The organism is Micromonospora sp. NPDC049203 (assembly GCF_043197215.1).
In the GTDB taxonomy this organism is placed as follows: domain Bacteria; phylum Actinomycetota; class Actinomycetes; order Mycobacteriales; family Micromonosporaceae; genus Micromonospora.
This window is the reverse complement of sequence record NZ_JBICSV010000006.1, coordinates 173,314-198,757: the sequence shown is the minus strand read 5'-3', so window position 1 is coordinate 198,757 and position 25,444 is coordinate 173,314. Positions and strand designations below refer to the sequence as shown.

Sequence of the window (25,444 nt, the reverse complement as noted above, 5' to 3'; positions counted from 1 at the left end):
CTCCCTGAGTGCCGCCAAGTTCATGATCGACGCGGCGAAGAGGGCGGGTGGGGGAGGATGAGGGGGTGGATCTGGTCTTGATGGCGGACACGCATGTGCCGAAGCGGGCGCGGGACCTTCCGGCGGCGCTGTGGGCGGCCGTCGAGGCCGCGGACGTGGTGGTGCACGCCGGGGACTGGGTTGACGTGGCGCTGCTGGACGCACTGGAGGAGCGGTCGCGCCGCCTGATCGCCGTGTACGGCAACAACGACGGACCGGAGCTGCGCGCCCGGCTGCCCGAGGTGGCCCGGGTCGAGCTGGACGGCCTGCGGGTCGCCGTGGTGCACGAGACCGGCCCGAAGACTCGCCGCGAGGAGCGCTGCGCCGCCGCGTACGGCGACCGCGACCTGCTCGTCTTCGGACACTCGCACATCCCGTGGGACAGCGTCGCCCCTGGTGGCCTGCGCCTGCTCAACCCCGGCTCGCCCACCGACCGGCGGGCACAGCCGTACGCCACCTTCCTGACCGCCCGGGTGGCGGCGGGGCGGCTCGACCGGGTCGAGCTGCACCGCCTGCCCCCACGTTGACCTCAGCGGCCCCGGCCGGTCTCCGCCTGGAGCTCGTCGATCCGCCGGGACGCCTCGGCCTTGGTCAGGCCCTCCGGCACCGGCTCGCCCGCCTCCTGGGCCAGGGTGTGCAGATACGACTCCTGGGCGGCGGTGGGCGGCTCGTCGCCGGTGACCCAGTCGTCCGGGTCCTTGACGGCGGCGTCCGGGTTCACGTTCCTGCCGCTGGCGTTGTCGCGGTCGGCCATGCTGATCACCTCTCCTCGAACAGGTGTACCACTACCCCCGGTCGGGCGGGTTCATGCCGCCAACCGCCTAGGATCACCTGGTGACGGCGGACCGGGCGGGCGTGGTGGTGGTCGGTGCGGGCATCGCCGGGGTGGCCTGCGCGGCCGAGCTGGCGCGGGCCGGTGTCCCGGTGCGGGTGCGCGAACGCGCCCGGGTCAGCGGCGGGCGGCTGGCCAGCAAGCGCTTCGACGGCCGTCCCGCCGACCTGGGCGCCGCGTACTTCACAGTGGACGATCCGGACTTCGCCGCCGTGGCGGACCGGTGGCGGGCCGCCGGGCTGGCCCGGGAGTGGACCGACACGCTCGTCGCGTACGGGCCGGGCGGCCGCGAGCGGGTCAGCGGCCCGATGCGCTGGGCCGCCCCGCGCGGGCTGCGCTCGCTCGTCGAGCACCTCGCCGCCGATCTTCCGGTGACGCACGAACGGCTGGTGACGCGCGTCGAGCCGGGCCCCCGGGTGGACGGCGTCGAGGCGGAGGCGGTCGTGCTGGCCATGCCCGGCCCGCAGGCCGCGCCGCTGCTGGACCCGGCCCTGGCCGACGCCACCCGGGCGGTGGCCGCGCAGCGCTGGTCGTCGGCGCTGACCGGGGTGCTGCGGTACCCGGCCCGCCGCTGGGCGGACTTCCACGGCGCGTTCGTCAACGACCACCCCGTGCTCAGCCTGGTCTGTGACGACGGCGACCGGCGTGGCGACGCCGCCCCGGTGCTCGTCGCGCACACCACCGCCGGGTTCGCCGCCGGGCACCTGCGCCAGCCCGCCGCCGCCGGCCCGGCGATCGAGCAGGCGGTCCGCGACCTGCTCGGACTGCCCGAGCCGGCCGCGTCGACACACGTGCACCGCTGGACGTACGCGACACCTGCCGCGCAGTCCGGGAGCGCCACGTACCACCTGGACGACGACGGGATCGGGCTGGCCGGCGACGCGTTCGGCCGGCCGCGCGCGCAGACCGCCTGGCGTTCCGGCCGCGACCTGGGCCGCGCGCTCGCCGCCCGGCTGGGCTGATCCAGGCCACAACTCGACGCGTGCTCAGCCGGTGGCGGCCACCGGTTGCGCCGCCGAGCCGGCCCGCGCGCCCTCGCCGGTGCGTTCGCCCGCCCGGTCCAGCAACTGCATGACCGGTGTCGCGGCGATGCCGTGCGCCACCACCGACACCACCACCACGAGACCGACTGTGGCCCAGACCAGATCCGCCTGCGGGAAGTCGGTCTTGCTGGTGGCGTACGCCAGGTAGTAGAACGAGCCGACGCCGCGGATGCCGAACAGCGCGATCACCCAGTGCTCGGCCGGCTTGCCCGGCGCCCCGCGCAGTGACAGCCACCCGGCCAGCGGCCGGATCACCAGCACCAGGGCCAGCCCGGCCAGCGCCGCCGGCCAGGTCAGCGGCGCGAGCAGCCCGCCGATCACCGCCCCGCCGAACAGCAGCAGCAGCAGCACCGTGAGCAGCCGCTCCACCTGCTCGGCGAAGTCGTGCAGCACGGAGTGGAACTCGTGCGTGCGCTCGGCGGCCCGGATCGCCCGGGCGGCCACGAACACGGCCAGGAAGCCGTACCCGCCGATCACCTCGACCAGCCCGTACGCCAGGAACGTCGCGGCCAGCGCGAGGAACCCTTCGGAGTGCCGGGCCAGCCGCAGCTTGCTCGGGGCGCGGAAGAACAGCTTGCCGAGCAGCCAGCCGACGAGCAGCCCGCCACCCACCCCGGCGGCGAGCTTGTAGAGCACGTCCACCGCGAACCACTCGGCCAGCCAGCCGGACGGCGCGAGCCCGGTGGTGGCGATCGCGATGGCCGCGTACACGAACGGGAAGGCGAGCCCGTCGTTCAGGCCCGCCTCCGAGGTGAGCGCGAAGCGCACCTCGTCCTCCGAGTCCTCCACATCGGTCGGTTCGCCCACCTGCACGTCCGAGGCGAGCACCGGGTCGGTGGGGGCGAGCGCCGCGCCGAGCAGCAGCGCCGCGGCCGGCACCAGGCCGGCCCACCACCACCCGAGCAGCGCCACCGCGGCGATGCACAGCGGCATGGCGATCGCCAGCAGCCGCCAGGTCGACGACCAGCGGGACCAGCTCAACGGACGGTCGATCTTCAGGCCGGCGCCCATCAGCGCGACGATCACACCGACCTCGGTGAGGTGGGTGGTCAGTTCCGGCCAGCGCAGCGGGTCCGGTGTGGGCAGGCCGGTGGGCAGCACGAACACGAGCATGCCGAGCCCGAGGAACGCGATCGGCATCGACAGTGGCCGTCGCTCCAGCACGCGGGGCAGCACCCCGGCCAGCAGCGCACCGACGCCCAGCAGAGCGAACGCGACATCCACCGGTTCCACGACACCACCCTTCCGTCGCCCGGCGGCCGGGCGGTGGAGTCCAGCAGTGCCCCGAAGCGGGTCCGGCTAAGCCTGCGCGCGCCGGCCGGTTGAGCCGCCCGTCAGCCGAGCGACGCGATGGCGCTGTCACCCAGCGCGCCCAGCAGCGCGGCCGGGTCCTCGTACACCGCCACCGCGCCCGCGCCGGCCAGTTCGGCGCGGCCGGTGCCGCCGCAGGTCAGCCCGATGCAGGGGATGTCGAGCTTGCCGGCGGCGGCCACGTCCCAGACCGAGTCGCCGACGAACACCACCCGCTCGGCGGCCAGGCCGGACTGCTCCAGCGCGGCGACCAGGATGTCCGGTGCCGGCTTGCTCTCCTGCGCGTCGGCCGACGAGGTGACCGAGTCGATCACGTCGTCCGCGTCCAGCGCCGCCCGCAGCGCTGTCACCTCGTGCTCGGCGGCCGAGGTGGCGAGCACCACCCGCAGCCCGCGCTCCGCGCAGGCGCGCAGCAGCTCACGGGCGCCCGGCAGCGGAGCCAGCCGCTCCCAGTACTCGGCGTAGAGCGCGTCGTGCGCGTCGCGCAGCCTGCCGTCGGCGCTCCGGTCCCGCTCGGCGCCGAGCAGGTGGTCGAGGAGCTTGTCCGAGCCCATGCCGATGGACCTGTGGATCCGCGCCATCGGCACCCGGTGGTCGCCCTGGCGCAGCGCCTCCCACCAGCTCACCGTGTGCAGGTACGTCGTATCGACCAGGGTGCCGTCCACGTCGAAGAGGACACCGCGTCGCTTGTCGTCGGCCATGTCCGGCTCCTACCCGGCCGCAGCGTCGCCGACGCGCGACTCACCCGGCGGAATGAGGATCTCGAACCAGACCGTCGAGCCGCGTACGGTCGGGTCGGTGCCCCAGGCGTCGCTCAGCTCCTCGATCAGGCCGAGCCCGCGGCCCCGGCTGCTGAGCGTGTCGGTCTGCGCCCGGGTGACCTGACCCCGGGTGCCCGAGTCGGCCACCGACACCAGCAGCCGCTCGGCGGACAGGTCGACCTCGACCCGGGCGGCCGTGCCGGCGTGCAGCAACGCGTTGGTGGTCAGCTCGCTGGTGCACAGCACCGCGGCGCCGATCACCGCCTCCGGCACCCGCCACTCGCCCAGCTGCGCGGTCATCCAGTGCCGGACCCGGCTCGGCGCGGTCGGCTCGGCCGGCACCTCCATGCTCGCCGACCGGCTGGGGCGCACCGCGTACTCCACCGCGAGCACCGCCACGTCGTCCTCGGTGGCGCCCGGCACCGACGCGGACGCCACCGCGCACAGCGCGCGCGGGTCACCGCCTGCCGCCCCGGTCACCGCCGCGCCCAGCCCGGCCATCCCGGCCGCGAGGTCCTGCCAGCGCCGCTCCACCACGCCGTCGCTGTAGAGCAGCAGGGTGTCGCCGGGACGGAACGGCACGGTGGCGGTACGCGCACGCCCGCCCAGACCCAGCGGAGGGGCGGGCGGCACGTCGACGAACTCGGCCGCCGCCGCGTCGGGTCCGGCGCGCCGGATCAGCGGCGCGGGATGACCGGCGCTCGCGAGCGTGATCAGCTCCCGGTCCGCCTCGACCACGCCGAAGATCACCGTCACGAACAGCTCCTGGGTGCCGCCCTCGACGCCGAGGCTGCTGACCAGCCGGTCCAGTCCGTCGAGCACCGCGTCCGGGCGGGAGTCGACGAGGGCGAGCGCGCGCAGCGCGGCGCGTACCTGGCCCATCCGGGCGGCGGCCTGCACGTCGTGTCCGGCCACGTCGCCCAGCACCACGCCCAGCGCGCCGGTGGGCAGCAGGAACGCGTCGTAGAAGTCGCCGCCCGCGGCGTTGCCGTCCACGCCCGGGTCGTACCGCGCGGCGATGCGCAGCCGGGGCAGGTCCGGCAGCCGTTCCGGGAGCATGCTGCGTTGCAGCATCTGGGCGGTGCCGTGCTGGGTCTCGAACCGGCGGGCCCGCTCGGCGGCCTGGCCGACCAGCTCCGCGGACGCGGTCAGCAGCGCCCGTTCCGCTGGGGACCAGGGGCGCGGCGCCCGGTAGCCGACGGTCAGCGAACCCCGGACCACAGTCGTCCGCAGCGGCAGCGCCGCGAGCGCGCGGATCTTCTCGTCGTGCCGGTCCGCCGCGACACCGCGCAGCGGCTGCCCGTCGGCGGTGAACGAGGCCACGCCACTGCGCGCGGACACCACCGCCGGCAGCGCCGACTCGGCGGACATCCGCCGCCACAGCGGGGGCAGCCGCTCGTCGGCCTCGTCGAGCAGCTCGCCGCGGATGCGGCGGACCAGCCGCCACGCGCTGCCCTCGTCCACCGCGAACGACACCCGGTCGGCGTCGAAGGTGTGCAGGCAGTAGCGCAGCGTCACCCGCGCCACGTCGTCGAGTGTGAGCGTGCCGGCCAGCGCCGCCGCGAAGTCGCTCAGGCTCTGCAACTGCTGGGTCAGCTGGGTGGTCTGCGCCGAGACGGTGAGCACGCCGACGATGCGGCCGCCGGAGTCGCGGACCGGGCAGTGGCCCCTGGTGAACACGGCCGGCTCGGCCGGGCCCTGCCGGTCGGCCGGCAGCACCGCCTCCCGTTGCAGGAACGGCTCGCCGTGCCGGTAGACCCGTTCCAGCGCCTCGCCCGCGCCCGGGTCGCGCCACACCTCGGCGAACGCCTCAGCCGCCGGCCGGCCCAGCGCGTCCGGGTGCCGGTCGCCGATCAGCTCGGCGTACCCGTCGTTGTAGAAGACCACCAGGTCGTCGCCGAGGAGCAGGGCCATCGGCACCGGGGAGGCGAGCACCACGTCGGCCACCGCGCGGACCGCGGGATCCCAGGTGTCCGGGGGCCCCAGCGACGTGCCGGCCCAGGGGTGAACGGCACCGGCCGCCGGCCCGCCGACGACGGGATCGGTGGGCGCTCCCGGTGCGGGGGCGGACGGAGTGGGAACCCGACCGACGGTGCCTGGCATGACCGCAGCCTAACCGGCGCGTGGCCGGCTGGTTCCGATCATGTGTCCGTGGCGGACGCGGGCACCCGACGACGCGGATGTTCGAGCAGGTCAGGGCCGGTTAGGCAGGCTATGTCGGGAAATTGCCCCGGTCCGGCCCGGCGTGCTGCCCAGGCCATCGGGTATGCGGGCGGCGCAGTTCACGCGACAGGAGGGACATCATGCCGAAAACCCTCGCGGTCGGACAGGTCGACATCAGTGCGGCCTGGACCGACTTCTGGAGGTCGGTGCTGCTCTTCGTACCGCGGGCGATCGCGTTCATCGCGATCCTCGTCGTGGGTTGGCTCATCGCCCGAGCCGTCCTCAAAATCGTGGACGCGGCACTGGAACGGGTCGGGTTCGACCGCGCCGTGGAACGCGGCGGTGTCAAACGGGCCCTGGAACGCACCAAGTACGACGCCAGCGACATCCTGGCCAAACTGGCCTACTACGCGGTCCTGTTGTTCACCCTGCAGTTCGCCTTCGGGGTGTGGGGACCAAACGCGATCAGCGACCTGATTCGCGGGGTGGTGTCCTGGCTGCCGCGGGCCTTCGTGGCGATCGTGATCGTGGTGATCGCCGCCGCCATCGCCAACGCCGTCCGGGACCTGGTCTCCGGCGCGCTCGGCGGGCTCTCGTACGGCCGGGTGCTGGCCGACGTGACGGCGATCTTCATCCTGGCGCTCGGCATCATCGCCGCGCTGAACCAGGTGGGCATCGCCACCACGGTGACCACACCGGTGCTTGTGGCGTTCCTCGCCACAGTGGCCGGCATCCTGATCGTGGGTGTCGGTGGTGGTCTGGTCAAGCCGATGCAGGACCGCTGGGACGGCTGGCTGCACCGGGCCGCCGAGGAGTCCCGGGCGATCCGGCAGCAGCGGCAGGCGCAGCAGGCCGGCCGCGGCGACTACGAGCGGCGGATGGCCGACCGGGGCGGGCAACCGGCACCGGCGGCGCCGCAGTCGTCCATGTCGGGGGCGGGCACGTACCGCTCCGGCGAGGCAGGGGACGAGACGCAGCAGTTCCGCCGGCCGAACGGCTGACGGCAACGGGTTACGGGGTGTCCGCGGGGCGATCGCGGGCGCCCCGTAGCCGTGCCCGGGTCAGGCCAGGTGGCGCGGGTCCAGCCCGCGGGCCAGCAGGCAGACCGCGAGCAGGCGGGTGAGCATCCAGTCCGGCTCGGACCAGTCCACCTCCGCCCCGGCCGGCGGCGTCCAGCCGTGCTCGGCCGCCGCCTCGCGCAGCCCGTCGACGTACCCGGCCAGCGCCGCGACGGTGAGCGGCTGGCGGTCGCCGTCGAGGCTGTCGCGTACCCCGGCGGCGTGCTGGTCGACCTCGGCGAGCAGCCCGGGGTTCGCGTGGGCCGCGGCGAGGCCGGCGGTGCCGACGGCGGCGGTGAGCGTGGTGAGGGTCGTCCGCGCGGCCACGGCCGCAGAGCGGCGGGTCGCGACCCGGTTCTTCGGCGCGCGCATGGTGTCCGAGGCTAACGCCGCCCACCGGGGGCCGACCTCGGCCGAGCGGCGGATGCCCGGATCGTCCGGGGGAGCGGCCGCCTCCTCCGCCAGGGTTGAGTCGCCCGTGCGGGGGCAGAAGTCCGGTACGCAGACCACGCGATCGGGTCACGGAGGGACAGGATGGGACAACGGGCCGACGGACCGGACCGGGCGCACCGGCGCCCGGAGGGAGTGAGTGACGCCACCGTCGAGGCGCTGGGCAAGCTCAGCGAGGCCCTGGAGTGCGTCGAGCGGGCCCGGGGCCACCTGTACGAGCTGCACCAGCTCATCGGCCACGCCGACCTGATGCTCGACGACGCGGTGGAGATGTTCCGCTCCGCCGGCCACCCGGCGATCGCCGAGCGGATCGACAGGGAACTGCTCGGCCGCAACGTCATCGCCGGACGGTGGACGTTCCAGATCGTCGAGGACTTCGACGACGGGTACTACGCGCTCTTCCGGGAGCTGGACCGGCGGGCCCGCGACGAGCTGGTCGAGGGCCGGCGGCACCTCTACGAGGCGGAGATGAAGGAGCGCCGCCGCAGCCGGGGGGTGCCGGGGCACGAGGCGCGCCCCGGCGGAAGCTGACTCAGTCGGAGGCGCGGGCGTCGGCCGGGCGGCGGCGGGCGCCGTCGTCGGCGATGATCACGGTCGCTACCATCAGCGCCACCACCAGGCTGAACAGCCAGGAGCTGTCGTCGGTGAACCGGGCCGAGACCGGAGCCTGGATCGCGGCGAGCAGGAAGCCCAGCCAGGCGAGCTTGCGCTGACGGTTGGAGAGAAAACCGGAGCCCTGTTGCATCCCGAAAGTCTTGCGCGCATCGAGGTGAGTGCCGTCAGCCGTTCGGCCGATTCTGGATGGGCTGTCCGTTTTCCCGACCGTCCGTACCGCACTTTATGTCGCTTCGGCCGAGCATGAATCCGGCGGCTGCGGGCACCGCTACGGGTGCCCGCAGTCACCCGGGGATCACATGCTGTCGGGGCCGGTCCGCCCGATCGTCGACGGCCGGTAGGCCCGGTCCGCATCGGTCATCTCACGCCGCTCGGCCTCCGGGCCGGCACCCCGGTCCACCGCCTCCGGGCCGTGGCCGAACGCGGCCTCCTCGCCGGCGTCGTTGGCGGTGACGTCGTCGCCCTGGCCGTCCGTGGCCGACCGGGCGATGGCCTGGTCCAGCTCGTGCAGGGGAGTACGGTCCTCGTCGCGCCACACGTGGCGGTCGTTGTCGGTCATTACCCTGCGGTACCCGGACCGGATGATCGCAAACGGCCGGGCACGGTGATGGCCGCCGGCGGTGCCGGCGGCCATCGGAGACTCGGTACGGGGGAGGGTGCTCAGGGGGTGGGGCGGTCGACGGCGCCGCGCCAGGCGCCCGTCTCCTGACCGCGCCGCTCGATGAACTGCTTGAACCGCTCCAGGTCGCCCTTGGCACGCCGGTCGACCACGCCCAGCTTGTCGCCGGCCTGCTCGACCACGCCGTGCGGCTCGAACTCCATCTGGAGCGTGACCCGGGTGTGCCCCTCGTCGAGGCGGTGGAAGGTCACCACGCCCGCCTGCTGGGTGCCCCCGGTGGAGCGCCAGGCCACCCGCTCGTCCGGCAACTGCTCGGTGATCTCGGCGTCGAACTCGCGCTTCACGCCCGCGATCTCGACCGTCCAGTGGGTCATCCTGTCCGAGAGCTGCCGGACCTCCTGCACACCCTCCATGAAGTGCGGGAACTCCTCGAACTGGGTCCACTGGTCGTACGCGGTCCGGATCGGGACCTTCACGTCCACATGCTCGGTAACGCCACTCATGTCGGGGTTCCTCCTGTTCCGCCGGTGTCTCGTCGCGGGCCGTGGGCCGGCCCGCTCACCAGCGCGTCGTCTCGTTCCGGTGCCCGAGTGCGGCCCACACCTCGGAGATCGTCTGGTAGGTGGTGCCCTCGGGCAGGGTCTCCAGGGCGGCGACGATGTCCGTCGGCGCCTCGTTCTCCAGCGCGTTGGCAAGCAGCGCCTCCCGGTCGCCGGGCAGGGCGGTCATCGTGATGAACCGCCCCAGGCGGCTGCGCGCCTCGACGTCCTCGGAGCTCATGCCCTGCGGCGCGCCGCTGCGCAGCTCCCCGGCCGGCGCCGTGGTGGCCTCCGGCTGGTCCTCGCCGGCCGGCTCGGGGATCCGGAACTCCTCGGCCCGGGAACCGCCGGTGCCGGCGCTCTGGACGAGACCGCTGACCTCACTGCTCATCTGGTCGTCGACCCTGGGCGAGTGCTTGCTGCTGCCACGTTCCATGCCTTGGGAGATGCCCCCGAGGGCCGCCGGTAAACCGGCGCCGGCCGGGGGAGCCGGTCATCCGGGCGGCAACCGGTCGGCGGTCTTCTCGCTGTCCGCGTTCTCCTTGTCCTCGTCGGCCGGGGCGCGCGGCGGCAGCACCGGGTCGTCCGGCTCCTCGATCCCGGCCTGCATCGCCCGCCCGCGCTGCAGCTCCGCGTTCACCTGCACGCCGAGCATCAACGCGCAGTTGGACAGGTAGAGCCACACCAGGAACGCGATGACCGCGCCGAGACTGCCGTACGTGACGTCGTACGAGCCGAAGTTGGCCACGTACAGGCCGAAGCCGAAGGAGGCGAGCACCCAGGCCACGAGCGCCAGCGCGCCACCCGGGGTGAGCCAGCGGAACCGCGGCTGGCGGACGTTCGGCGCGATCCAGAACAGCAGCGACAGCAAGGTCATCGCGACCACCGCGAGCAGCGGCCACTTCGCCACCGACCACGTGGTCCGGGCCACCGCCCCGGCGTGCAGCAGGTCACCCACCGCGTCGGTGACCGGGCCGCTGACGATCAGCCCGGTGGCCACCACCGCCAGCAGCACGATCGTCACCGCGGCCATGCCGATCTGCAACGGGCGCAGCCGGTAGAACGGCCGCCCCTCCCGCACCCCGTAGATCGCGTTCGAGGCCCGGGTGAACGCGCCGATGAACCCGGACGCGGACCAGAGCGCGCCGAGCAGGCCGAAGCTCAGCAGCACCTTCGCCGAGCCCTGCTGTTCGACCACGTTGCGCACCACACCGACGAACGCGTCGTTGCCGACCACCGAGCCGGCGCCGATCTCCCGGGCCAGGTCGATCACGGTGTCGACGGTGCGTGGGCCGTCGGAGACCAGTCCGACCAGCGCCACCACCACGATCGTGGACGGGAACAGCGCCAGCACCCCGTAGTAGGTGAGCGCCGCCGCCCAGTCCGCGCAGTTGTCGGTGACGAAACCCTTGCCGCTGCGCATCAGCACGCCGCGCCAGGTGCGCCAGTTGAGCTGGCGGATCCGCCGGGGGAAGCGGGATCGCGTCCGGCCGCCGACCGTCTGTGGTGTGGTCACGGTCATGTCCGCCTCCTCCAGGCCCCGCCACCGGGCGTGGGCGGGCGGTACCCGCCGGTGGAAATCGACAAACCGGGTGCCGGTTTGCCCGCCGGGCGGGAGGGAACCACACCAGACAGCCGATCGATACTCCAGGAGGACGAGATGCCCGGGCGCGAGGTACTGCCCAGCACGCTGCGGCGCTCGCCGGCGAAGGCGCAGCGGACCTGGGAGAAGACGCACGACTCGGCGGTCGAGACCTACGGCGAGGGGGAGCGGGCGCACCGCACCGCCTTCGCCGCGGTCAAGCACGAGTTCGAGAAGGTGGGCGACCACTGGGAGCCCAAGGGCCGCAAGGGCCCCAGCGACAAGCAGGCCGAGGGCGGCGGCCCGGCCCGGCGCGCGCCGACGGCCGGCGGGGTGGACGCCAACGCCACCAAGGACCACCTCATGGAGGTGGCGAAGAAACTGGACGTGCGCGGCCGGTCCCGGATGACGAAGCCGGAACTGGTCAACGCCATCGAGAAGGCCAACAACAACGCGACCCGCAAGGCCCGCGGGGGTCGCTGACCCCTTCGGGTACGCGTCGAGCCCGGGACCGCCTCGGTCCCGGGCTCATTCGTGCCGTCTCACCAGTGGCCGCCGCCCGGCGCCTCCAGGTGCACCGCCTTGACGGTGCTGAACTCGTCCAGCAGCTCCGGGCCGTACCCGAAGCCCTGGCCGCTGCCCCGGCGCGGCTGGGCCGCGCCGCCCGGCGCCCCGCCGAACACCGAATTGATCTTCACGGTGCCGACCGGCAGCTCCCGCCAGGCGCGCTGGGCGTGGCTCATGGAACCGGTCAGGACGGTGGCGGCCAGGCCGTACGGCGAGTCGGCCGCGCAGCGCAGGCCCTCGCTGAACGAGTCGACCACCACCACGGGGGCGACCGGCCCGAACGTCTCCTCCCGGACCAGCGCCATGTCGTGGCGGCAGCCCTCGACCACGGTGGCCGGATAGAACGCGCCGGGGCCGTCGGGCAGCACGCCGCCGGCGCGTACCCGGGCCCCGTCCGCCAGCGCCGCGGTGACCTGCCCGTGCACGTGGTCCCGGTGCCGCCTGTCGACAAGCGGCGCGAGCTGCGTGCCCGGATCGCGGCCGGGGCCCACGGTCAGGGCCTCGGCGCGTGCCACGAGCGCGTCGGTGAAGCCCTCGGCGACGTCGCGGTGCACGTAGATCCGCTCCACCGCCACGCAGATCTGCCCGGCGTTGGCGAAACAACCGAGCGCCGCCTGCTCGGCCGCCCAGACCGGGTCGACGTCCGCGTCCACCACCAGCGGATCGCTCCCGCCGTTCTCCAGCAGCACCTTCGCGCCGGTCCGCGCGCCCGCGACGGCGATCGCCCGGCCGGTGGCGGTGGAGCCCACGTGGGCGATCACGTCCAGTTCCTGCCCGGCCAGCGCGGCGCCGACCTCGCCGCCGCCGGTGAGCAGCGACAGCACCCCGGCCGGCAACGCCGAGTCCAGCGCGCGGGCCAGCAGCCACCCGGTGGCGGGGGTCCGCTCGCTCGGCTTGTACACCACCACGTTGCCGGTGACCAGGGCCGCGCCGAGCAGGCCGCAGGACACCGCCACCGGGTCGTTCCACGGGGTGATCGCGGCGACCACGCCGCGCGGCTCGGGAGCCATGAAGTCCAGTGCGCCGTGCGCGCCGTGCAGGGTCCGGCCGCCGCGTACCGGGGCGAGTTCGGCGTACTGTCGCAGCGTGCCGATGCCCGCCGCCACCCCGCCCCGCGCGTCATCGAGGGGCTTGCCCATCTCCGCCGTGGTCGCGTCGGCCAGTTCCCCGGCCGCCGCCTCGACCGCGTCCGCCGCCCGGTGCAGCGCCGCGGCCCGTTCCGCGGGGGCGGTCGCCGCCCACTCCGCCGCCACGCCCCGGGCCGCCTCCACCGCCTTGGCCACCTCGTCGGCGGTGGCGACCGGCGCCCGGGTCACCGGCGACCCGTCCGCCGGATCGTGGACGACCAGCTCACCGCCCTCGCCGCCGGCGCCCCACACTCCACCAATGAGCTGCGCAACCGTGTACATGCGGCCGTGCTTGCCCCGGCATGGGCAGGGCAAACGCGTTTCGCCCGGTGACCGGCCGGGTAGGCGGATCCGATGACCTCCACCGCGGACGCCGTCGTCATCGGAGCCGGGCACAACGGACTGGTGGCCGCGAACCTGCTGGTGGACGCCGGATGGGACGTCGAGGTCCTGGAGGCCACCGAGGCGCCCGGCGGGGCCGTCCGCTCCGCGTACGTGACAGCGCCCGGTTATCTCAGCGACCTCTACAGCTCGTTCTATCCGCTCGGCTACGCCTCCCCGGTGCTCGACGGGCTGGGCCTGGAACAGCACGGCCTGTCCTGGACGCACGCGCCGGACGTGCTGGCGCACCTGCTCCCGGACGGCCGGGCCGCCGTGGTCAACCGCGACCTGGACACCACCGCCGCGTCGCTGGAGGCGTTCGCCCCCGGCGACGGGGAGCGCTGGCGACACGCGTACGCCGACTGGCGTCGGGTGGCCGAGCCGATGCTGCAGGCCATCACCACCCCGTTCCCCCCGGTGCGCGGTGGTCTGGGCCTGCTGCGGCAGCTCCGCGTCGGCGGCGCGCTGCGGCTGGCCCGACGCCTCGTGCTCCCGGTCCGCAAGCTGGGTGCCGAGCTGTTCGAGGGCGAGGGCGGTCCGGTCCTGCTGGCCGGCTGCGCCCTGCACACCGACCTGTCCCCGGAGGATGCCGGCTCCGGGGTGTACGGCTGGCTGCTCGCCATGCTCGGCCAGCAGGTGGGCTGGCCGGTGCCGGTCGGCGGCGCCCAGCGGATCACCGACGCGCTGGTGGCGCGGCTGGTCGAGCGGGGCGGCCGGATCACGTACGGCGCCCGGGTCGAGCGGGTGCTCACCGCCCGGGGCCGGGCGATGGGCGTGCGCACCGCCGGCGGCGCCGACTGGCGGGCCCGGCGCGCGGTGCTCGCCGACGTGCCGGCCCCGGCGCTCTTCCTCGACCTGGTCGGCGCGGCGGCGCTGCCGCCCCGGATGGTCGAGGATCTGGCGCACTTCAAGTGGGACGGCTCCACGCTCAAGGTCGACTGGGCGTTGTCCGCGCCGGTGCCGTGGAAGAACCGCGACCTGGCCGGTGCCGGCACCGTGCACCTGGGCGCCGACATGGACGGCCTGACCACGTACGCGGCCGAGCTGGCCCGCGGCGAGATGCCCCGGGATCCGTTCCTGCTGGTGGGGCAGATGTCGGTGGCCGACCCGAGCCACTCACCGCCCGGCACCGAGTCGCTCTGGTCCTACACCCACCTGCCGTTCCGCCGGGACTGGCGCGCCGAGGAGGTGGCCGGGCACGTGGAGCGGATGGAAGAGACGCTGGAGGCGGCGGCACCCGGGTTCCGGGCGTCCGTCGTCGGGCGGCACGTGGCCGGCCCGGCCGACCTGGAGGCCGCCGAACCGAGCCTGGTCGGGGGCGCGCTGGGCGGCGGCACGGCCGCGGCGTACCAGCAGTTGTTCCTGCGGCCGATCCCCGGCCTGGGCCGGGCCGACACCCCGGTGGACCGGCTCTACCTGGCCAGTGCCTCCGCCCACCCCGGCGGCGGCGTGCACGGCGCGCCGGGCGCGAACGCGGCGCGGGCCGCGCTGGCCCGCGACCGGGCAGTCACCGGAGCGGTGTACGCCCGGACGATCGCCGCCGCCCACCGCACCGTCTACCGCTGACCCGGCCGCACCTTCACCGCTGCCGCTGCCGCTGCCGTTGACCGCTTCCCGCGCCACCGGGGGAACACCTGGCAACCTCGTCGACGGAACCGCAGACCGGCGCAGTCTCCCGGCAAACGAGATCGGCAGTCGGGGCCGAGGCGCTCAGCGGCAGCGACCGACCACCACTACGTCGAGTGCGTCACGCTGAGTGGTCGGCAGTGCCTCGACGGGATAACCGCGCCGCCGCCTTTGCTCTGCAGCCTTATATGCATCGGTTACGCATCGTGACCAACGTGCGCTGTGAACGGAACGGCCGCACGGAAAGCCTCCCTGCTCAGGGCGGTGCTGCGCCGGTGGCGGCAGAGCAAAGGGCGCGGCGGGAGATGTGGCTGAGCGGGCGCGCCCTCACGCGCGGTGACAGTTACGCGGCGTGAGGGCGCGGTGGAACGCGGAAGCGCTCAGGAGTCGAGGTTGCGGTGCCGGCTGCGCAGCTTGAACGGCATCAGCGCGCTCTCGATCTTCGTGGCGGTGGTCATCTTCGAGTCGCCGTCGCGGCGTTCCTCGAAGCGGATCGGCACCTCAAGGATCGTGTGGCCGAGCTTGGTGGCGAGGTAGTGCATCTCCACCTGGAAGCTGTAGCCGTTCGACTGCACCCGGTCCAGCCCGATCGCGCGCAGCGCGTCGGCCCGCCAGATCTTGAAGCCGGCGGTCAGGTCGCGGATGCGTACCCGCAGCAGCGTGTGCACGTACAGGTTGGCCCAGCCGCTGAGCGCGCGCCGGTACAGCGGCCAGTTCTCGTCCAGCTCGCCGCCGGGCACGTAACGCGAGCCGATGACCACCGAGGCCTGGGTGGACAGCAGCGCGCCGAGCATGCCGGGCAGCGCCTCCGGCGGGTGCGACAGGTCGGCGTCCATCTGGGCGACGAAGTCCGCGCCGTCGTCGAGCGCGCGGCCGATGCCGTCCACGTACGCCCGGCCGAGGCCCTCCTTGCCCGGGCGGTGCAGCACCGTCACCCGGTCCGGGTGCTCGATGGCCAGCTTGTCGGCGACCTCACCGGTGCCGTCCGGGGAGTTGTCGTCCGCGACCAGCACCTTCAGCCCCGGCAGCGGCAGCGCGAGCAGGCGCTCGACCAGCACCGGAAGGTTGCCCGCCTCGTTGTAGGTCGGAACGACGACGGTCAGGCGCGCATCCCCCCACGGGGAGGGTAACTGCACGGGTTCGATCATCACGGACATCCTCGGTCAGCCGACAGGTTCACCTGAGAGGGTAGCCAGTCCCTCGTACGGCAGCCGCACAGACGCCCCGCCGGGCGATCGATCACGGCTCCGGCTTCTGCCGCGTCGCGATGTCGGAGAGCCGGGCCAGCGTCTCCCGGTTGCGCAGGTGCAGCACCAGGTCGTTGAGCTTGGTACGGACCCACCGCAGCGGCCCGGCGGCGAAGTCCTCGCCGATCGTCACCCGGGTCCGGCCGCCCTCCAGCGGCTCCAGGGCGAACGCCACGATCGCCTCCCCGGCCGGCCACAGCCCGGCGCGCAGCACCAGCCGGTGCGGCGCCTCGCATTCCAGCACCGTCGACTTGTCCTGGAGGGAGAACGGCCAGGGCCCGGCCCGGTGGTGCAGGTTGGTGCCGACGCGGGGCCACGCGTCGTCCACGTCCCGCACGTGTGCGGTGCCGACCACCCAGTCGCTGTACGTCCACCCGTCCGCGAGCACCTCGAAGACCTGCTCCGGGGGCGCGTCGATCACCTTCTCCACAACCGCCATCACCGAGCGGTACCCCGCCATGGGCCGTCGCTAACGGCGACAGGGGTTAGCTTCTCCGGGGCGGCGGGTATCGCCGCACCGGGCCGGTCGTGGCAGTCGTGCGCCCCGGCCGTGCGGCACCGGCGGGGCGGCCTGGCGCCGACGTTGACGTTTACTCCTCGGGGCGTCGGGAACCCGCCGCCCGTGCGACGGGACCAGGAGCGGGATCAGTGCAGGTCAGCCCGGGTTGACCCGGGTGCTGACCGGTTCCCGTCCGGCCTGTACGACGCGGTGCTGCTGGACCGCGACGGCACGCTGGTGGAAGACGTGCCGTACAACGGCGATCCGGAGAAGGTACGGCCGGTGCCGGGTGCCCGGGAGGCGCTGGACCGGTTGCGGGCGGCAGGGTTGCGGCTGGCCGTGGTGACGAACCAGTCCGGGCTGGCCCGGGGCCTGTTCACCGAGGCGCAGATGCGTGCCGTGCACGCCCGGATCGAGGAGTTGCTGGGTCCGTTCGACCACTGGGCGATCTGCCCGCACGCGGAAGCCGACGGTTGCGCCTGCCGCAAACCCGCGCCCGGCCTGGTGCACGAGGCCGCCCGCGCGCTCGGGACGACGCCGACCCGGTGCGTGCTGATCGGTGACATCGGCGCGGACACGGGCGCCGCCGCCGCGGCGGGCGCCGCCGCGATCATGGTCCCCACGCCCGCCACGAGGACCGCCGAGGTGGCCGCCGCGCCGACAGTCGCCGCCGACCTGCCGGACGCGGTGGGCATCGTGCTGGCCCGGATGCGCCTGACGGCCGCGCCGCGGCCCGCGCGCCGGTCGCGCCGGGGCACGGTGCTGGTGGTGCGCAGCGACGCGGCCGGGGACGTGCTCGTGACCGGGCCGGGCATCCGGGCGGTAGCGGCGGGCGCGGAGCGGGTGGTGCTGCTGTGCGGGCCACGCGGCCGTGCCGCCGCCGAACTGCTCCCCGGCGTGGACGAGATCGTCGAGGCGTCGCTGCCGTGGATCGACGCGCCCGCCCCGCCCGTCGACCCCCACGCCGTCCGCGCGCTGACCGACAGGCTGTCGGGGGTACGCGCCGACGAGGCGGTCGTGTTCACCTCCTTCCACCAGTCCGCCCTGCCCCTGGCCCTGCTGCTGCGCCTGGCCGGGATACCCCGCATCAGCGCGATCAGCGACGACTACCCGGGCAGCCTGCTCGACGTGCGCCACCGCGTCCCGCCCGGCGTACCCGAACCCGAACGCGCCCTGTCCCTCGCCGCCGCCGCCGGCTACGCGCTGCCCGACCACGACGAACCGGCACTGCGCATCCGCACCGACCGGCTGCCGCCGCCCGCGGAGGCCGCCGGGCCGCCCGGCTACGTGGTCCTGCACCCGGGATCGTCGGTGGAGACCCGCGCCTGCCCGGAGGAACTGGCCACCCGCGTGGTCCGGGTGCTCGCCGCCTCCGGTCACCGGGTCGTGGTCACCGGAGGGCCGGACGAGCGGGAGCTGACCGCGCGGGTCGCCGCGGCGGGCGGCGTCGACCTGGGCGGGCGGACCGGGCTGGACGAGCTGGCGGCGGTGATCGCCGGGGCCACCGCGCTGGTGGTCGGAAACACCGGCCCGGCGCACCTGGCCGCCGCACTCGGCGTGCCGGTGGTGAGCCTGTTCGCGCCCACCGTCCCGTTCGGGCAGTGGGGGCCGTACCGGGTGCCGACGGTGCGGCTGGGTGACGCGGGCGCGGCGTGCCGGGACACCCGCGCCACCGTCTGCCCGGTCCCCGGGCACCCCTGCCTGTCGGCGGTCGAGCCGGGACGGGTGCTGGAGGCGCTGCGGCTGCTCGGCGTGCCGGCGCCGGTGGCGGGCGGGGTGGCCGGATGAACATCCTGCTGTGGCACGTCCACGGGTCGTGGACGACCTCCTTCGTGCACGGCAAGCACCGCTACCTGGTGCCCGTCACCCCTGACCGGGGCCCGTACGGGCTGGGCCGGGCGCGCACCTACCAGTGGCCGGACAACGCCGTCGAGATCGCCCCGGAAGACCTGCGCGACGCCGACGTGGACCTGGTGATCCTGCAACGCCCGGAGGAACTCGACCTGGCCACCGAGTGGCTCGGCCGCCGGCCCGGCAGCGACCTGCCCGCGATCTACGTCGAGCACAACACCCCGAAAGGCGACGTGCCGAACACCCGGCACCCGATGGCCGACCGGGACGACCTGCTGCTCACCCACGTCACCGCGTTCAACGAGCTGTTCTGGGACAACGGCGCCACCCGCACCACAGTGGTCGACCACGGCGTCGTACCACCGGCCGTCGAGTGGACCGGCGAACTCGACCGCCTCGCCGTGGTCATCAACGAGCCGGTACGCCGCTGGCGGGTGACCGGCACGGACCTGCTCGCCCGCTTCGCCGCGCTGGCGCCACTCGACGTCTACGGGATGAAGGTGGACGGTCTCGCCGCCCACCTCGGCCTGCCGGCGGACCGGCTGACCAGCCACGACGACGTACCTCAGCACGCGATGCACGCCGAACTCGCCAAACGGCGCGCGTACCTGCACCTGTGCCGCTGGACCTCACTCGGCCTCAGCCTCATCGAGGCCATGACCATGGGCATGCCCGTGGTGGCACTGGCCACCACCGAGGCGGTGGAGGCGGTGCCACCCGCCGCGGGCGCGCTGTCCACCCGCGTCGACACGCTCGTCGACGCCGCCCGTGGCCTGCTGGACGACCCGGAGTCCGCCCGCCGGGCGGGCGCCGTGGCCCGGGCCGCCGCCCGGGACCGCTACGGCCTGGAGCGATTCCTCGCCGACTGGGACCGGCTGCTGGAGGAGGAAGTATGCGCATCGCGATGATCTCGGAGCATGCCAGCCCGCTCGCCGTCCTCGGCGGGGAGGACGCCGGTGGCCAGAACACGCATGTCGCGGAGCTCTCCGCCGCGCTCACGGCGGCCGGTCACGACGTACGCGTCTACACCCGGCTCGACGCGGTGGACCTCCCGGTGAGCGTCCGCACCCCGGACGGGTACGAGGTGGTGCACGTACCGGCCGGGCCGGCCGAGCCGGTGGCCAAGGACGACCTGCTGCCGTACATGCCGGCGTTCGGGCAGTGGCTGGCCGACCGGTGGCGCACCGGCGACTGGCAGCCCGAGGTGGTGCACGCGCACTTCTGGATGAGCGGGCTGGCCGGTCTCGCCGCGGCCCGCCGGGCGGGCGTGCCGGTGGTGCAGACGTTCCACGCGCTCGGCACCGTCAAGCGCCGCCACCAGGGCGTGCAGGACACCAGCCCGCCGGGCCGGGTCGAGCACGAGCGGAGGCTGGGCCGCTCGGTGGACCGGGTGGTCGCCCAGTGCCAGGACGAGGTCGCCGAACTGGTCCGGATGGGCGTGCCCCGGACGCGGATGACAGTTGTGCCGTCGGGGGTGAACCTGACGACGTTCTCCCCGCTCGGCCCGGTCGCCGACCGCGGCGGCGACCGGGCCCGCATCCTCACCGTCGGCCGGCTGGTCGAGCGCAAGGGCTTCCAGGACGTCATCCGGGCCGTCGCCGAGGTGCCCGACGCCGAGTGCGTGGTGGTCGGCGGGCCGCCGGCCGGACTGCTGGAGACCGACCCGTACGCGTTGCGCCTGCGCGCGCTGGCCCGCTCCCTGGGCGTCGCCGACCGGGTACGCCTGGTCGGCGCGGTGCCCCGGGAGGAGATGGGCCGCTGGTACCGGTCGGCCGACGTGCTCGTCGCCGCACCCTGGTACGAACCGTTCGGGCTCACCCCACTGGAGGCGATGGCCTGCGGCGTACCGGTGGTCGCGACGGCTGTCGGCGGGCTGATCGACACGGTGGTGGCCGGACGCACCGGCGACCTGGTGCCGCCCCGGGAGCCGGCGGCCCTCGGCGCGGCCCTGCGCGGCCTGCTCGGCGACCGGATCCGCCGCTTCGCCTACGCCACCGCCGCGCTGGAGCGGGCCCGCACCCGCTACTCCTGGGCCACCACCGCGGACCGCCTCACCGAGCTGTACGGCGAGGTGGCCACCGTGCGCCGCCCGACCCGGGTGGTCGCCTGATGACGCCCGCCACGCCGGCCGCCGGCGCGACGGTGCTCGAGGACCACCTGAGCCGGCTGGCCGCCGCGCTGCTGCCCCTGCGGGAGGCCGAACACATGCTGGCCCGCTGGGGTGCGGAGCTGGCGCGGGGGCTCGCCGCCGGTGGCCGGCTGCTGGTGGCCGGCAACGGGGGCAGCGCCGCCGAAGCCCAGCACCTCACCGCCGAACTCGTCGGCAAACTCCACCACGACCGCCAACCCCTCTCCGCCATCGCCCTGCACGCCGAAACCAGTGCCCTCACCGCCATCGCCAACGACTACGGATACGACGAAACCTTCGCCCGGCAGGTCCGCGCCCACGGCCGACCCCACGACCACCTCCTCCTCATGACCACCAGCGGCACCAGCGCCAACCTCCTCACCGCCGCCCACGCCGCCCACCAGACCGGCCTACGCACCTGGGCCTTCACCGGACCCGCACCCAACCCCCTCGCCGACCTCTGCCACGAGCACCTGGCGATCGACTCGGCGGACGGGCAGGTGGTGCAGGAACTGCACCTGGTGGCCTCGCACGTGCTCTGCGAGTACGTCGAACTGGCGCTGCCCGCCGCGCTCGCCCCGCAGACTCCGGCCGGGCCGGTACGCGCCGGTGTCGAGGTCGTCGTCGGCGAGCCGGATCCGACGGCGCCGGTCGGCCGGGGAGGTACGGCATGAGGGGACCGGTGGTGGTACTCGGTGACACGCTGCTGGACCGCGACGTCGAAGGTCTGGTGAACCGGCTCTGCCCGGACTCCCCGGTGCCGGTGCTGGACGAGACCGTGTCCCTCGACCGGCCCGGTGGCGCCGGGCTGGCCGCCGTCTTCGCCGCCGCGCAGGGCGCCGAGGTCGCGCTGGTCACCGCCGTCGCCGACGACGCGGGCGGCGCCCGGCTGGGCACGTTGCTCGCCGCCGCCGGGGTGCGGTTGTACGCGCTTCCGCTGGCCGGCGCCACCCCGGAGAAGATCCGGTTGCGGGCGCGCGGCCGGGTGCTGCTGCGCCACGACCGGGGCGGGACCGCCGGTGCGCCGGGCCAGCCGAGCGACGCCGTGCTGCGGCTGCTCGCCGACGCGTCCGCCGTGCTGGTGAGCGACTACGGCCGGGGCGTGGCGGGGCATCCGGCGCTGCGCGCCGCGCTGACCGCGACCCGGGCGCCGGTGGTCTGGGATCCGCACCCGCGAGGGCCGGCTGCCGTACCGGGGGTGCACCTGGCCACCCCGAACGAGCCGGAGGCCCGCGACCTGGCCAAGACGCCGCCGGGCGGCTCCCGCCTGGCCGTCGCGTCCCGCAGCGCCCACACGCTGCGCCGCCGCTGGCAGGCGCGCGCGGTGGCGGTGACGCTCGGCGGGGACGGCGCGCTGCTCAGCCACGCCGGCGCCACGCCCCTCGTGGTGCCGGCGCCGCCCGCCGAGGGGGACACCTGCGGGGCCGGCGACCGGTTCGCGTCCACCGCGACGCTGGCCCTGGCCCGGGGCGCGCTGGTGTCCGAGGCGGTGCAGGAGGCGGTCGCCGAGGCGTCCGCGTACGTGGCCGCGGGTGGGGTGGCCACCGCGCTGCCCGCACCGGTGCGGGCGGTGGCCCCCGCCGTGGTCACCGGCGGCGGGGACCGCATCGGCGCTGGCGCGGCCGGCGAGGTGGTGGCCCGGGTACGCGCGGCCGGCGGCACCGTGGTGGCCACCGGCGGCTGCTTCGACCTGCTGCACGCCGGGCACGTAGCGACGCTCCAGGCGGCCCGGCAGCTCGGCGACTGCCTGGTGGTCTGCCTCAACTCCGACGCCAGCGTGGCCGGGCTCAAGGGGCCGGAACGTCCGGTCGTGCCGCAGGGCGACCGGGGGCGGCTGCTCGCCGCGCTCGGCTGCGTCGACGCGGTGCTGATCTTCGACGAGCCGACTCCGGAGGCGACGCTGTCCTGGTTGCGCCCGGACATCTGGGTCAAGGGCGGCGACTACGCCAGCGGCGGCGGGCCGGAGACGCTGCCCGAGACGGAGATCCTGGCCCGCTGGGGCGGCCACACGGTGGTCGTGCCGTACCTGGACGGGCGCTCCACCACCGACATGATCGCGGCGGCGCGGGCCGGGCGCGGCAGCGGCGGCTGGCCGGTCGACGCGGCCGAGGCCGTCACGCGGGTCCGGTCCACGGCGAAGGGAGCACGATGAACGAGCGACGCATCCGACCCGGCACGGCCGCTCCCGCCGGCCCGACGGTGGCGGCGTGAGCACCGGCGCGCCCGGCGCCGGGCCGACCGTCCTGGTCACCGGCGGTTCCAGTGGGCTCGGGGCGGCGGTGGTCGCCGCGGTGGCCCGCGCCGGTGGTCGCCCGCTGGTGCTGGACCGGCAGCGGCCCGCCGACGGGGTGCCCTGGGCCGAGTGCGACCTGGCCGACACCCGGGCCGCCGAGGCCGCCACCCGCGACCTCGCGGAACGCTCCGGCGGGCTGGACGCCGTGGTCACCGCCGCCGGGATGGACGTGCCCGGGAAGCTCGCCGACATCCCGGCCGAGACCTGGGAACGGATCGTCACCGTCGACCTGCTCGCCACCGCCGCGGTGATCCGGGCCGCCCTGCCCTGGCTGGAGGCCTCCCGGGGCAGCATCGTCACCGTCGCCTCCACGCTCGGCGTGAAGGCGGTCAGCGACGCGACGGCGTACTGCGCGGCGAAGTTCGGGGTGGTCGGGTTCACCCGGGCGCTCGCCGCCGAACTCGCCGGAGCGGTCGGCGTGACGCTGCTGATCCCGGGCGGGATGCGGACCGCGTTCTTCGACGAGCGGGACGCGCAGTACCGCCCCGGCCCGGACGCGGTGCTCAACGAGCCCGCCGACACCGCCGCCGCGGTCATGTTCGCGCTGTCCCAGCCGGCCGGCTGCGCGGTACGCGAGATGGTGGTCTGCGCCGCGCGGGAGTCCTCGTACCCGTGATCCTGGTGCTGCGGGCGCTCGGGGTCGGCGACCTGGCCACCGCCGTGCCGGCGCTGCGCGGTCTGCGCGCCGGCCTGCCGGGCCGGGAGCTGGTGCTCGCCGCGCCGGCCTGGCTGGCGCCGCTGGCGGAGCTGACCGGGGCGGTCGACCGGGTGCTGCCCACCACCGGGCCGGACCGGATCGGGTGGACCGGACCGCCGCCGGAGGTGGCTGTCAACCTGCACGGCCGGGGACCGCAGTCGCACCGGGCGCTGGCCGCCGTCCGCCCCGGCCGCGTGCTGGCCTACCGCAACCCGGGCGCCGGGCACCCGGACGGCCCGGCCTGGGACGACGACGAGCACGAGGTCCGCCGCTGGTGCCGGCTGCTGCACGCGTACGGGCTGCCGGCCGACCCGGGGGACCTGGCGCTGCGGCGTCCGGCGGCGGCCGGCGTGCCGGCCGGGGTGACGCTGCTGCACCCGGGCGGCAAGATCCCGGCGAAGCGCTGGCCGGCGGACCGGTTCGCCGGGCTGGCCCGGGAACTGGCCGCGCGCGGGCACCGGGTGGCGGTGACCGGCTCGCCGGACGAGCGGGCGCTGGCCGAGCGGGTCGCCCGCGACGCCGGGCTGCCGCCGCAGGCGGTGCTGGCCGGGCGGACCGGACTGGCCGAGATGGCCGCGCTCGTCGCGGGCGCGCGGCTGGTGGTCAGCGGGGACACCGGCGTGGCGCACCTCGCCACCGGCTACGGCACCGCCTCGGTGGTGCTGTTCGGCCCGGTGCCGGCGGCACACTGGGGTCCACCGCCGGACCGCCCCCGCCACCGGGCGCTGGGTGCGATCGAGCCTGCGCCCGTCAACCCGGATTCGACCGGGTCGGGCGGGGTAGGAACCCACCCGACATTGGATGCCATCGGGATCGACGAGGTGGTGGCCGCGGTGGCCGACGTGGAACGGGTATCCGGTGCGGTTGCGGCGTAGCGATCCGGGCCGGCCGGGGTACGCCCGTCGGCGGCGTGGCAAGGGCTGGCTGTTCCTCGACCCGGCCGGCGAGCCGGTGCGCGACGCCGAGGAACTGGTACGGCTGCGCGAGCTGGTGATCCCGCCCGCCTGGCGGAACGTGTGGATCTCGCCGTACCCGAACGGCCACATCCAGGCCACCGGGATCGACGCGGCGGGCCGCAAGCAGTACCTCTACCACCCGGGCTGGCGGCGCAAGCGCGACGAGGCCAAGTTCGACCACGTGCTGGAGGTGGCGCACCGGCTGCCGGCGCTGCGCGACCGGGTGACGCAGGACCTGGCGCTGCGCGGCCTGCGCCGGGAACGGGTGCTGGCGACTGTCGCCCGGCTGCTGGACATGGGCGCGTTCCGGGTCGGCAGCGACCAGTACGCCACCGGTGACGACCCCACGTTCGGGGTGGCCACGCTGCGGCCCGAGCACGCCCGTTCCCGGGGCGGCTGCGTGGTGTTCGAGTTCCCGGCCAAGGGCGGGATCGAGCAGGTCCGCCGGATCGAGGACGCGGAACTGTGCCAGGTGCTGCTCAACCTGCGCCGGCGGCGGCGGGCGCAGGAGCGGCTGTTCGGGTACTGGGACGGCCGGGCCTGGCGCGACGTGCGCAGCGACGAGGTGAACGACTACCTGCGCGACGCCAGCGGCGGCGAGATGACCGCGAAGGACTTCCGCACCTGGCACGCGACGGTGCTGGCCGCCGCCGAACTGGCCACCGTGGGCCCGCAGCGCTCCGCCACCGCCCGCAAGCGCGCCGTGGCGGCGGTGATGCGTTCGGTGGCCGAACTGCTCGGCAACACCCCGACGGTGGCCCGGACCTCATACGTGGACCCGCGCGTGGTCGACCTCTACCACGACGGGGTGCTGGCGCCGGTACGGCCGGAGATGCCGCGCGAGGCGGTGGAGAAGTCGGTGCTGGCGCTGCTGGAGGAGGAGGCCGGCTGAGTGCCGACCGGCCCCGCCGGTCCTGGGGGGGATGCGCGACGGGGCCGGAAACCGTGGCCGCGGGTGCGGTGCCGGGGCTTTACCGGGCGGGGCCGCCCACGGCTGAACCGCCGCGGGCGCCACGCCGCGGCCCCCCGATATCCGTGGGCCACCGCGAGCGGTATCGGC

At 75.0% G+C, this 25,444-nt stretch carries 27 protein-coding genes; 14 read left to right on the top strand and 13 right to left on the bottom strand.

Annotated elements, in window-relative coordinates; translation table 11 throughout:
- Window positions 1-65 precede the first annotated feature (65 nt).
- A complete protein-coding gene (locus ACGFIA_RS18600) occupies window positions 66-566 on the top strand; it encodes a YfcE family phosphodiesterase (protein WP_357387022.1) in 501 nt (166 codons plus the stop codon).
- A gap of 2 nt (window positions 567-568) precedes the next feature.
- On the opposite strand, the gene ACGFIA_RS18595 is transcribed toward ACGFIA_RS18600, so the two are convergent.
- Window positions 569-793, bottom strand: coding sequence for a DUF3072 domain-containing protein (locus tag ACGFIA_RS18595; RefSeq protein WP_357387024.1), 225 nt, complete (start codon window positions 791-793; stop codon window positions 569-571).
- Between the two features lie 101 nt (window positions 794-894).
- Here ACGFIA_RS18595 and ACGFIA_RS18590 point away from each other — a divergent pair, with 101 nt between their 5' ends.
- Complete coding sequence (locus ACGFIA_RS18590) at window positions 895-1,833, top strand: NAD(P)/FAD-dependent oxidoreductase (RefSeq protein WP_393261283.1); 939 nt, start codon at window positions 895-897, stop codon at window positions 1,831-1,833.
- Between the two features lie 24 nt (window positions 1,834-1,857).
- Here the strand turns inward: ACGFIA_RS18590 and ACGFIA_RS18585 are convergent, their stop codons facing one another.
- From ACGFIA_RS18585 to ACGFIA_RS18575, 3 genes are all read right to left on the bottom strand, one after another.
- Entirely contained in the window at window positions 1,858-3,147 is a 1,290-nt protein-coding gene (locus tag ACGFIA_RS18585; protein ID WP_357477582.1) for a cation:proton antiporter, read from the bottom strand.
- Between the two features lie 101 nt (window positions 3,148-3,248).
- The gene (locus tag ACGFIA_RS18580; protein ID WP_357477584.1) at window positions 3,249-3,926 is read right to left on the bottom strand and encodes an HAD family hydrolase; all 678 of its coding nucleotides are present in this window, start codon (window positions 3,924-3,926) and stop codon (window positions 3,249-3,251) included.
- A 9-nt stretch (window positions 3,927-3,935) separates the two neighbouring features.
- Entirely contained in the window at window positions 3,936-6,089 is a 2,154-nt protein-coding gene (locus ACGFIA_RS18575) for a SpoIIE family protein phosphatase (RefSeq protein WP_357477587.1), read from the bottom strand.
- Window positions 6,090-6,289: 200 nt separating this feature from the next.
- Between ACGFIA_RS18575 and ACGFIA_RS18570 the strand changes: the two genes are divergently transcribed.
- On the top strand, window positions 6,290-7,150 hold the full coding sequence (locus ACGFIA_RS18570) for a hypothetical protein (RefSeq protein ID WP_013285384.1): 861 nt from the start codon (window positions 6,290-6,292) through the stop codon (window positions 7,148-7,150).
- A gap of 60 nt (window positions 7,151-7,210) precedes the next feature.
- Here the strand turns inward: ACGFIA_RS18570 and ACGFIA_RS18565 are convergent, their stop codons facing one another.
- Window positions 7,211-7,579, bottom strand: coding sequence for a DUF6401 family natural product biosynthesis protein (locus ACGFIA_RS18565; protein WP_393261062.1), 369 nt, complete (start codon window positions 7,577-7,579; stop codon window positions 7,211-7,213).
- Between the two features lie 162 nt (window positions 7,580-7,741).
- Between ACGFIA_RS18565 and ACGFIA_RS18560 the strand changes: the two genes are divergently transcribed.
- Window positions 7,742-8,188 (top strand): hypothetical protein, encoded by a 447-nt coding sequence (locus ACGFIA_RS18560; RefSeq protein WP_393261059.1) that lies wholly within the window; start codon window positions 7,742-7,744, stop codon window positions 8,186-8,188.
- 1 nt (window position 8,189) lies between these two features.
- Here ACGFIA_RS18560 and ACGFIA_RS18555 read toward each other — a convergent pair whose 3' ends face one another.
- The 5 genes from ACGFIA_RS18555 to ACGFIA_RS18535 all read right to left on the bottom strand — a co-directional run bounded on the left by ACGFIA_RS18555 (window position 8,190) and on the right by ACGFIA_RS18535 (window position 10,952).
- Entirely contained in the window at window positions 8,190-8,402 is a 213-nt protein-coding gene (locus tag ACGFIA_RS18555) for a hypothetical protein (protein ID WP_357387036.1), read from the bottom strand.
- 165 nt (window positions 8,403-8,567) lie between these two features.
- Window positions 8,568-8,831 carry a hypothetical protein gene (locus ACGFIA_RS18550; RefSeq protein ID WP_030270328.1) on the bottom strand — a complete coding sequence of 88 codons (264 nt, stop codon included), beginning with the start codon at window positions 8,829-8,831 and terminating at the stop codon, window positions 8,568-8,570.
- A gap of 101 nt (window positions 8,832-8,932) precedes the next feature.
- On the bottom strand, window positions 8,933-9,394 hold the full coding sequence (locus ACGFIA_RS18545) for an SRPBCC family protein (protein WP_357387038.1): 462 nt from the start codon (window positions 9,392-9,394) through the stop codon (window positions 8,933-8,935).
- A 55-nt stretch (window positions 9,395-9,449) separates the two neighbouring features.
- On the bottom strand, window positions 9,450-9,866 hold the full coding sequence (locus ACGFIA_RS18540) for a DUF2795 domain-containing protein (protein ID WP_354867132.1): 417 nt from the start codon (window positions 9,864-9,866) through the stop codon (window positions 9,450-9,452).
- A gap of 57 nt (window positions 9,867-9,923) precedes the next feature.
- Window positions 9,924-10,952, bottom strand: a complete 1,029-nt coding sequence (locus tag ACGFIA_RS18535; RefSeq protein ID WP_357387042.1) for a YihY/virulence factor BrkB family protein — start codon at window positions 10,950-10,952, stop codon at window positions 9,924-9,926.
- A gap of 138 nt (window positions 10,953-11,090) precedes the next feature.
- Between ACGFIA_RS18535 and ACGFIA_RS18530 the strand changes: the two genes are divergently transcribed.
- Window positions 11,091-11,495: a ChaB family protein gene (locus ACGFIA_RS18530; protein ID WP_357387044.1), complete on the top strand. Its 405-nt coding sequence runs from the start codon at window positions 11,091-11,093 to the stop codon at window positions 11,493-11,495.
- Between the two features lie 59 nt (window positions 11,496-11,554).
- Here ACGFIA_RS18530 and ACGFIA_RS18525 read toward each other — a convergent pair whose 3' ends face one another.
- Window positions 11,555-12,988, bottom strand: a complete 1,434-nt coding sequence (locus tag ACGFIA_RS18525) for an aldehyde dehydrogenase family protein (protein WP_393261053.1) — start codon at window positions 12,986-12,988, stop codon at window positions 11,555-11,557.
- Window positions 12,989-13,060: 72 nt separating this feature from the next.
- Between ACGFIA_RS18525 and ACGFIA_RS18520 the strand changes: the two genes are divergently transcribed.
- A complete protein-coding gene (locus tag ACGFIA_RS18520; protein ID WP_393261050.1) occupies window positions 13,061-14,653 on the top strand; it encodes a phytoene desaturase family protein in 1,593 nt (530 codons plus the stop codon).
- A 440-nt stretch (window positions 14,654-15,093) separates the two neighbouring features.
- Here ACGFIA_RS18520 and ACGFIA_RS18515 read toward each other — a convergent pair whose 3' ends face one another.
- Window positions 15,094-15,861 (bottom strand): polyprenol monophosphomannose synthase, encoded by a 768-nt coding sequence (locus ACGFIA_RS18515; RefSeq protein WP_013285395.1) that lies wholly within the window; start codon window positions 15,859-15,861, stop codon window positions 15,094-15,096.
- 91 nt (window positions 15,862-15,952) lie between these two features.
- Window positions 15,953-16,399: an SRPBCC family protein gene (locus ACGFIA_RS18510; protein ID WP_357387146.1), complete on the bottom strand. Its 447-nt coding sequence runs from the start codon at window positions 16,397-16,399 to the stop codon at window positions 15,953-15,955.
- Between the two features lie 183 nt (window positions 16,400-16,582).
- Between ACGFIA_RS18510 and ACGFIA_RS18505 the strand changes: the two genes are divergently transcribed.
- Genes ACGFIA_RS18505 through ACGFIA_RS18470 form a run of 8 tightly spaced genes read left to right on the top strand, consistent with a single transcriptional unit; the run spans window position 16,583 to window position 25,276 of the window.
- A complete protein-coding gene (locus ACGFIA_RS18505; protein ID WP_393261047.1) occupies window positions 16,583-18,247 on the top strand; it encodes an HAD-IIIA family hydrolase in 1,665 nt (554 codons plus the stop codon).
- Window positions 18,244-19,218 (top strand): glycosyltransferase, encoded by a 975-nt coding sequence (locus tag ACGFIA_RS18500; RefSeq protein WP_357469266.1) that lies wholly within the window; start codon window positions 18,244-18,246, stop codon window positions 19,216-19,218. The genes ACGFIA_RS18505 and ACGFIA_RS18500 overlap by 4 nt, the downstream gene beginning before the upstream one ends.
- Window positions 19,203-20,420: a glycosyltransferase gene (locus ACGFIA_RS18495; protein ID WP_357387052.1), complete on the top strand. Its 1,218-nt coding sequence runs from the start codon at window positions 19,203-19,205 to the stop codon at window positions 20,418-20,420. The genes ACGFIA_RS18500 and ACGFIA_RS18495 overlap by 16 nt, the downstream gene beginning before the upstream one ends.
- Window positions 20,420-21,112 carry an SIS domain-containing protein gene (locus tag ACGFIA_RS18490; RefSeq protein WP_357387054.1) on the top strand — a complete coding sequence of 231 codons (693 nt, stop codon included), beginning with the start codon at window positions 20,420-20,422 and terminating at the stop codon, window positions 21,110-21,112. Before ACGFIA_RS18495 ends, ACGFIA_RS18490 begins: the two co-directional genes overlap by 1 nt.
- An 11-nt stretch (window positions 21,113-21,123) precedes the next feature.
- Window positions 21,124-22,590 carry a PfkB family carbohydrate kinase gene (locus ACGFIA_RS18485; protein WP_393261278.1) on the top strand — a complete coding sequence of 489 codons (1,467 nt, stop codon included), beginning with the start codon at window positions 21,124-21,126 and terminating at the stop codon, window positions 22,588-22,590.
- A gap of 55 nt (window positions 22,591-22,645) precedes the next feature.
- The gene (locus ACGFIA_RS18480) at window positions 22,646-23,347 is read left to right on the top strand and encodes an SDR family oxidoreductase (RefSeq protein WP_357387058.1); all 702 of its coding nucleotides are present in this window, start codon (window positions 22,646-22,648) and stop codon (window positions 23,345-23,347) included.
- On the top strand, window positions 23,344-24,303 hold the full coding sequence (locus tag ACGFIA_RS18475; RefSeq protein WP_357469260.1) for a glycosyltransferase family 9 protein: 960 nt from the start codon (window positions 23,344-23,346) through the stop codon (window positions 24,301-24,303). Before ACGFIA_RS18480 ends, ACGFIA_RS18475 begins: the two co-directional genes overlap by 4 nt.
- Window positions 24,287-25,276, top strand: coding sequence for a DNA topoisomerase IB (locus tag ACGFIA_RS18470; RefSeq protein ID WP_357387062.1), 990 nt, complete (start codon window positions 24,287-24,289; stop codon window positions 25,274-25,276). The genes ACGFIA_RS18475 and ACGFIA_RS18470 overlap by 17 nt, the downstream gene beginning before the upstream one ends.
- Window positions 25,277-25,444 lie beyond the last annotated feature (168 nt).

Bases quoted from the DNA above. Each gene is read 5' to 3' on its own strand.
- ACGFIA_RS18550 (WP_030270328.1), bottom strand. From the start codon at position 8,831: ATGACCGACAACGACCGCCACGTGTGGCGCGACGAGGACCGTACTCCC.
- ACGFIA_RS18575 (WP_357477587.1), bottom strand. From the start codon at position 6,089: ATGCCAGGCACCGTCGGTCGGGTTCCCACTCCGTCCGCCCCCGCACCG.
- ACGFIA_RS18530 (WP_357387044.1), top strand. From the start codon at position 11,091: ATGCCCGGGCGCGAGGTACTGCCCAGCACGCTGCGGCGCTCGCCGGCG.
- ACGFIA_RS18510 (WP_357387146.1), bottom strand. From the start codon at position 16,399: ATGGCGGTTGTGGAGAAGGTGATCGACGCGCCCCCGGAGCAGGTCTTC.
- ACGFIA_RS18545 (WP_357387038.1), bottom strand. From the start codon at position 9,394: ATGAGTGGCGTTACCGAGCATGTGGACGTGAAGGTCCCGATCCGGACC.
- ACGFIA_RS18580 (WP_357477584.1), bottom strand. From the start codon at position 3,926: ATGGCCGACGACAAGCGACGCGGTGTCCTCTTCGACGTGGACGGCACC.
- ACGFIA_RS18525 (WP_393261053.1), bottom strand. From the start codon at position 12,988: ATGTACACGGTTGCGCAGCTCATTGGTGGAGTGTGGGGCGCCGGCGGC.
- ACGFIA_RS18565 (WP_393261062.1), bottom strand. From the start codon at position 7,579: ATGCGCGCGCCGAAGAACCGGGTCGCGACCCGCCGCTCTGCGGCCGTG.
- ACGFIA_RS18570 (WP_013285384.1), top strand. From the start codon at position 6,290: ATGCCGAAAACCCTCGCGGTCGGACAGGTCGACATCAGTGCGGCCTGG.
- ACGFIA_RS18560 (WP_393261059.1), top strand. From the start codon at position 7,742: ATGGGACAACGGGCCGACGGACCGGACCGGGCGCACCGGCGCCCGGAG.
- ACGFIA_RS18495 (WP_357387052.1), top strand. From the start codon at position 19,203: ATGCGCATCGCGATGATCTCGGAGCATGCCAGCCCGCTCGCCGTCCTC.
- ACGFIA_RS18535 (WP_357387042.1), bottom strand. From the start codon at position 10,952: ATGACCGTGACCACACCACAGACGGTCGGCGGCCGGACGCGATCCCGC.
- ACGFIA_RS18515 (WP_013285395.1), bottom strand. From the start codon at position 15,861: ATGATCGAACCCGTGCAGTTACCCTCCCCGTGGGGGGATGCGCGCCTG.
- ACGFIA_RS18540 (WP_354867132.1), bottom strand. From the start codon at position 9,866: ATGGAACGTGGCAGCAGCAAGCACTCGCCCAGGGTCGACGACCAGATG.
- ACGFIA_RS18520 (WP_393261050.1), top strand. From the start codon at position 13,061: ATGACCTCCACCGCGGACGCCGTCGTCATCGGAGCCGGGCACAACGGA.
- ACGFIA_RS18500 (WP_357469266.1), top strand. From the start codon at position 18,244: ATGAACATCCTGCTGTGGCACGTCCACGGGTCGTGGACGACCTCCTTC.
- ACGFIA_RS18490 (WP_357387054.1), top strand. From the start codon at position 20,420: ATGACGCCCGCCACGCCGGCCGCCGGCGCGACGGTGCTCGAGGACCAC.
- ACGFIA_RS18555 (WP_357387036.1), bottom strand. From the start codon at position 8,402: ATGCAACAGGGCTCCGGTTTTCTCTCCAACCGTCAGCGCAAGCTCGCC.
- ACGFIA_RS18595 (WP_357387024.1), bottom strand. From the start codon at position 793: ATGGCCGACCGCGACAACGCCAGCGGCAGGAACGTGAACCCGGACGCC.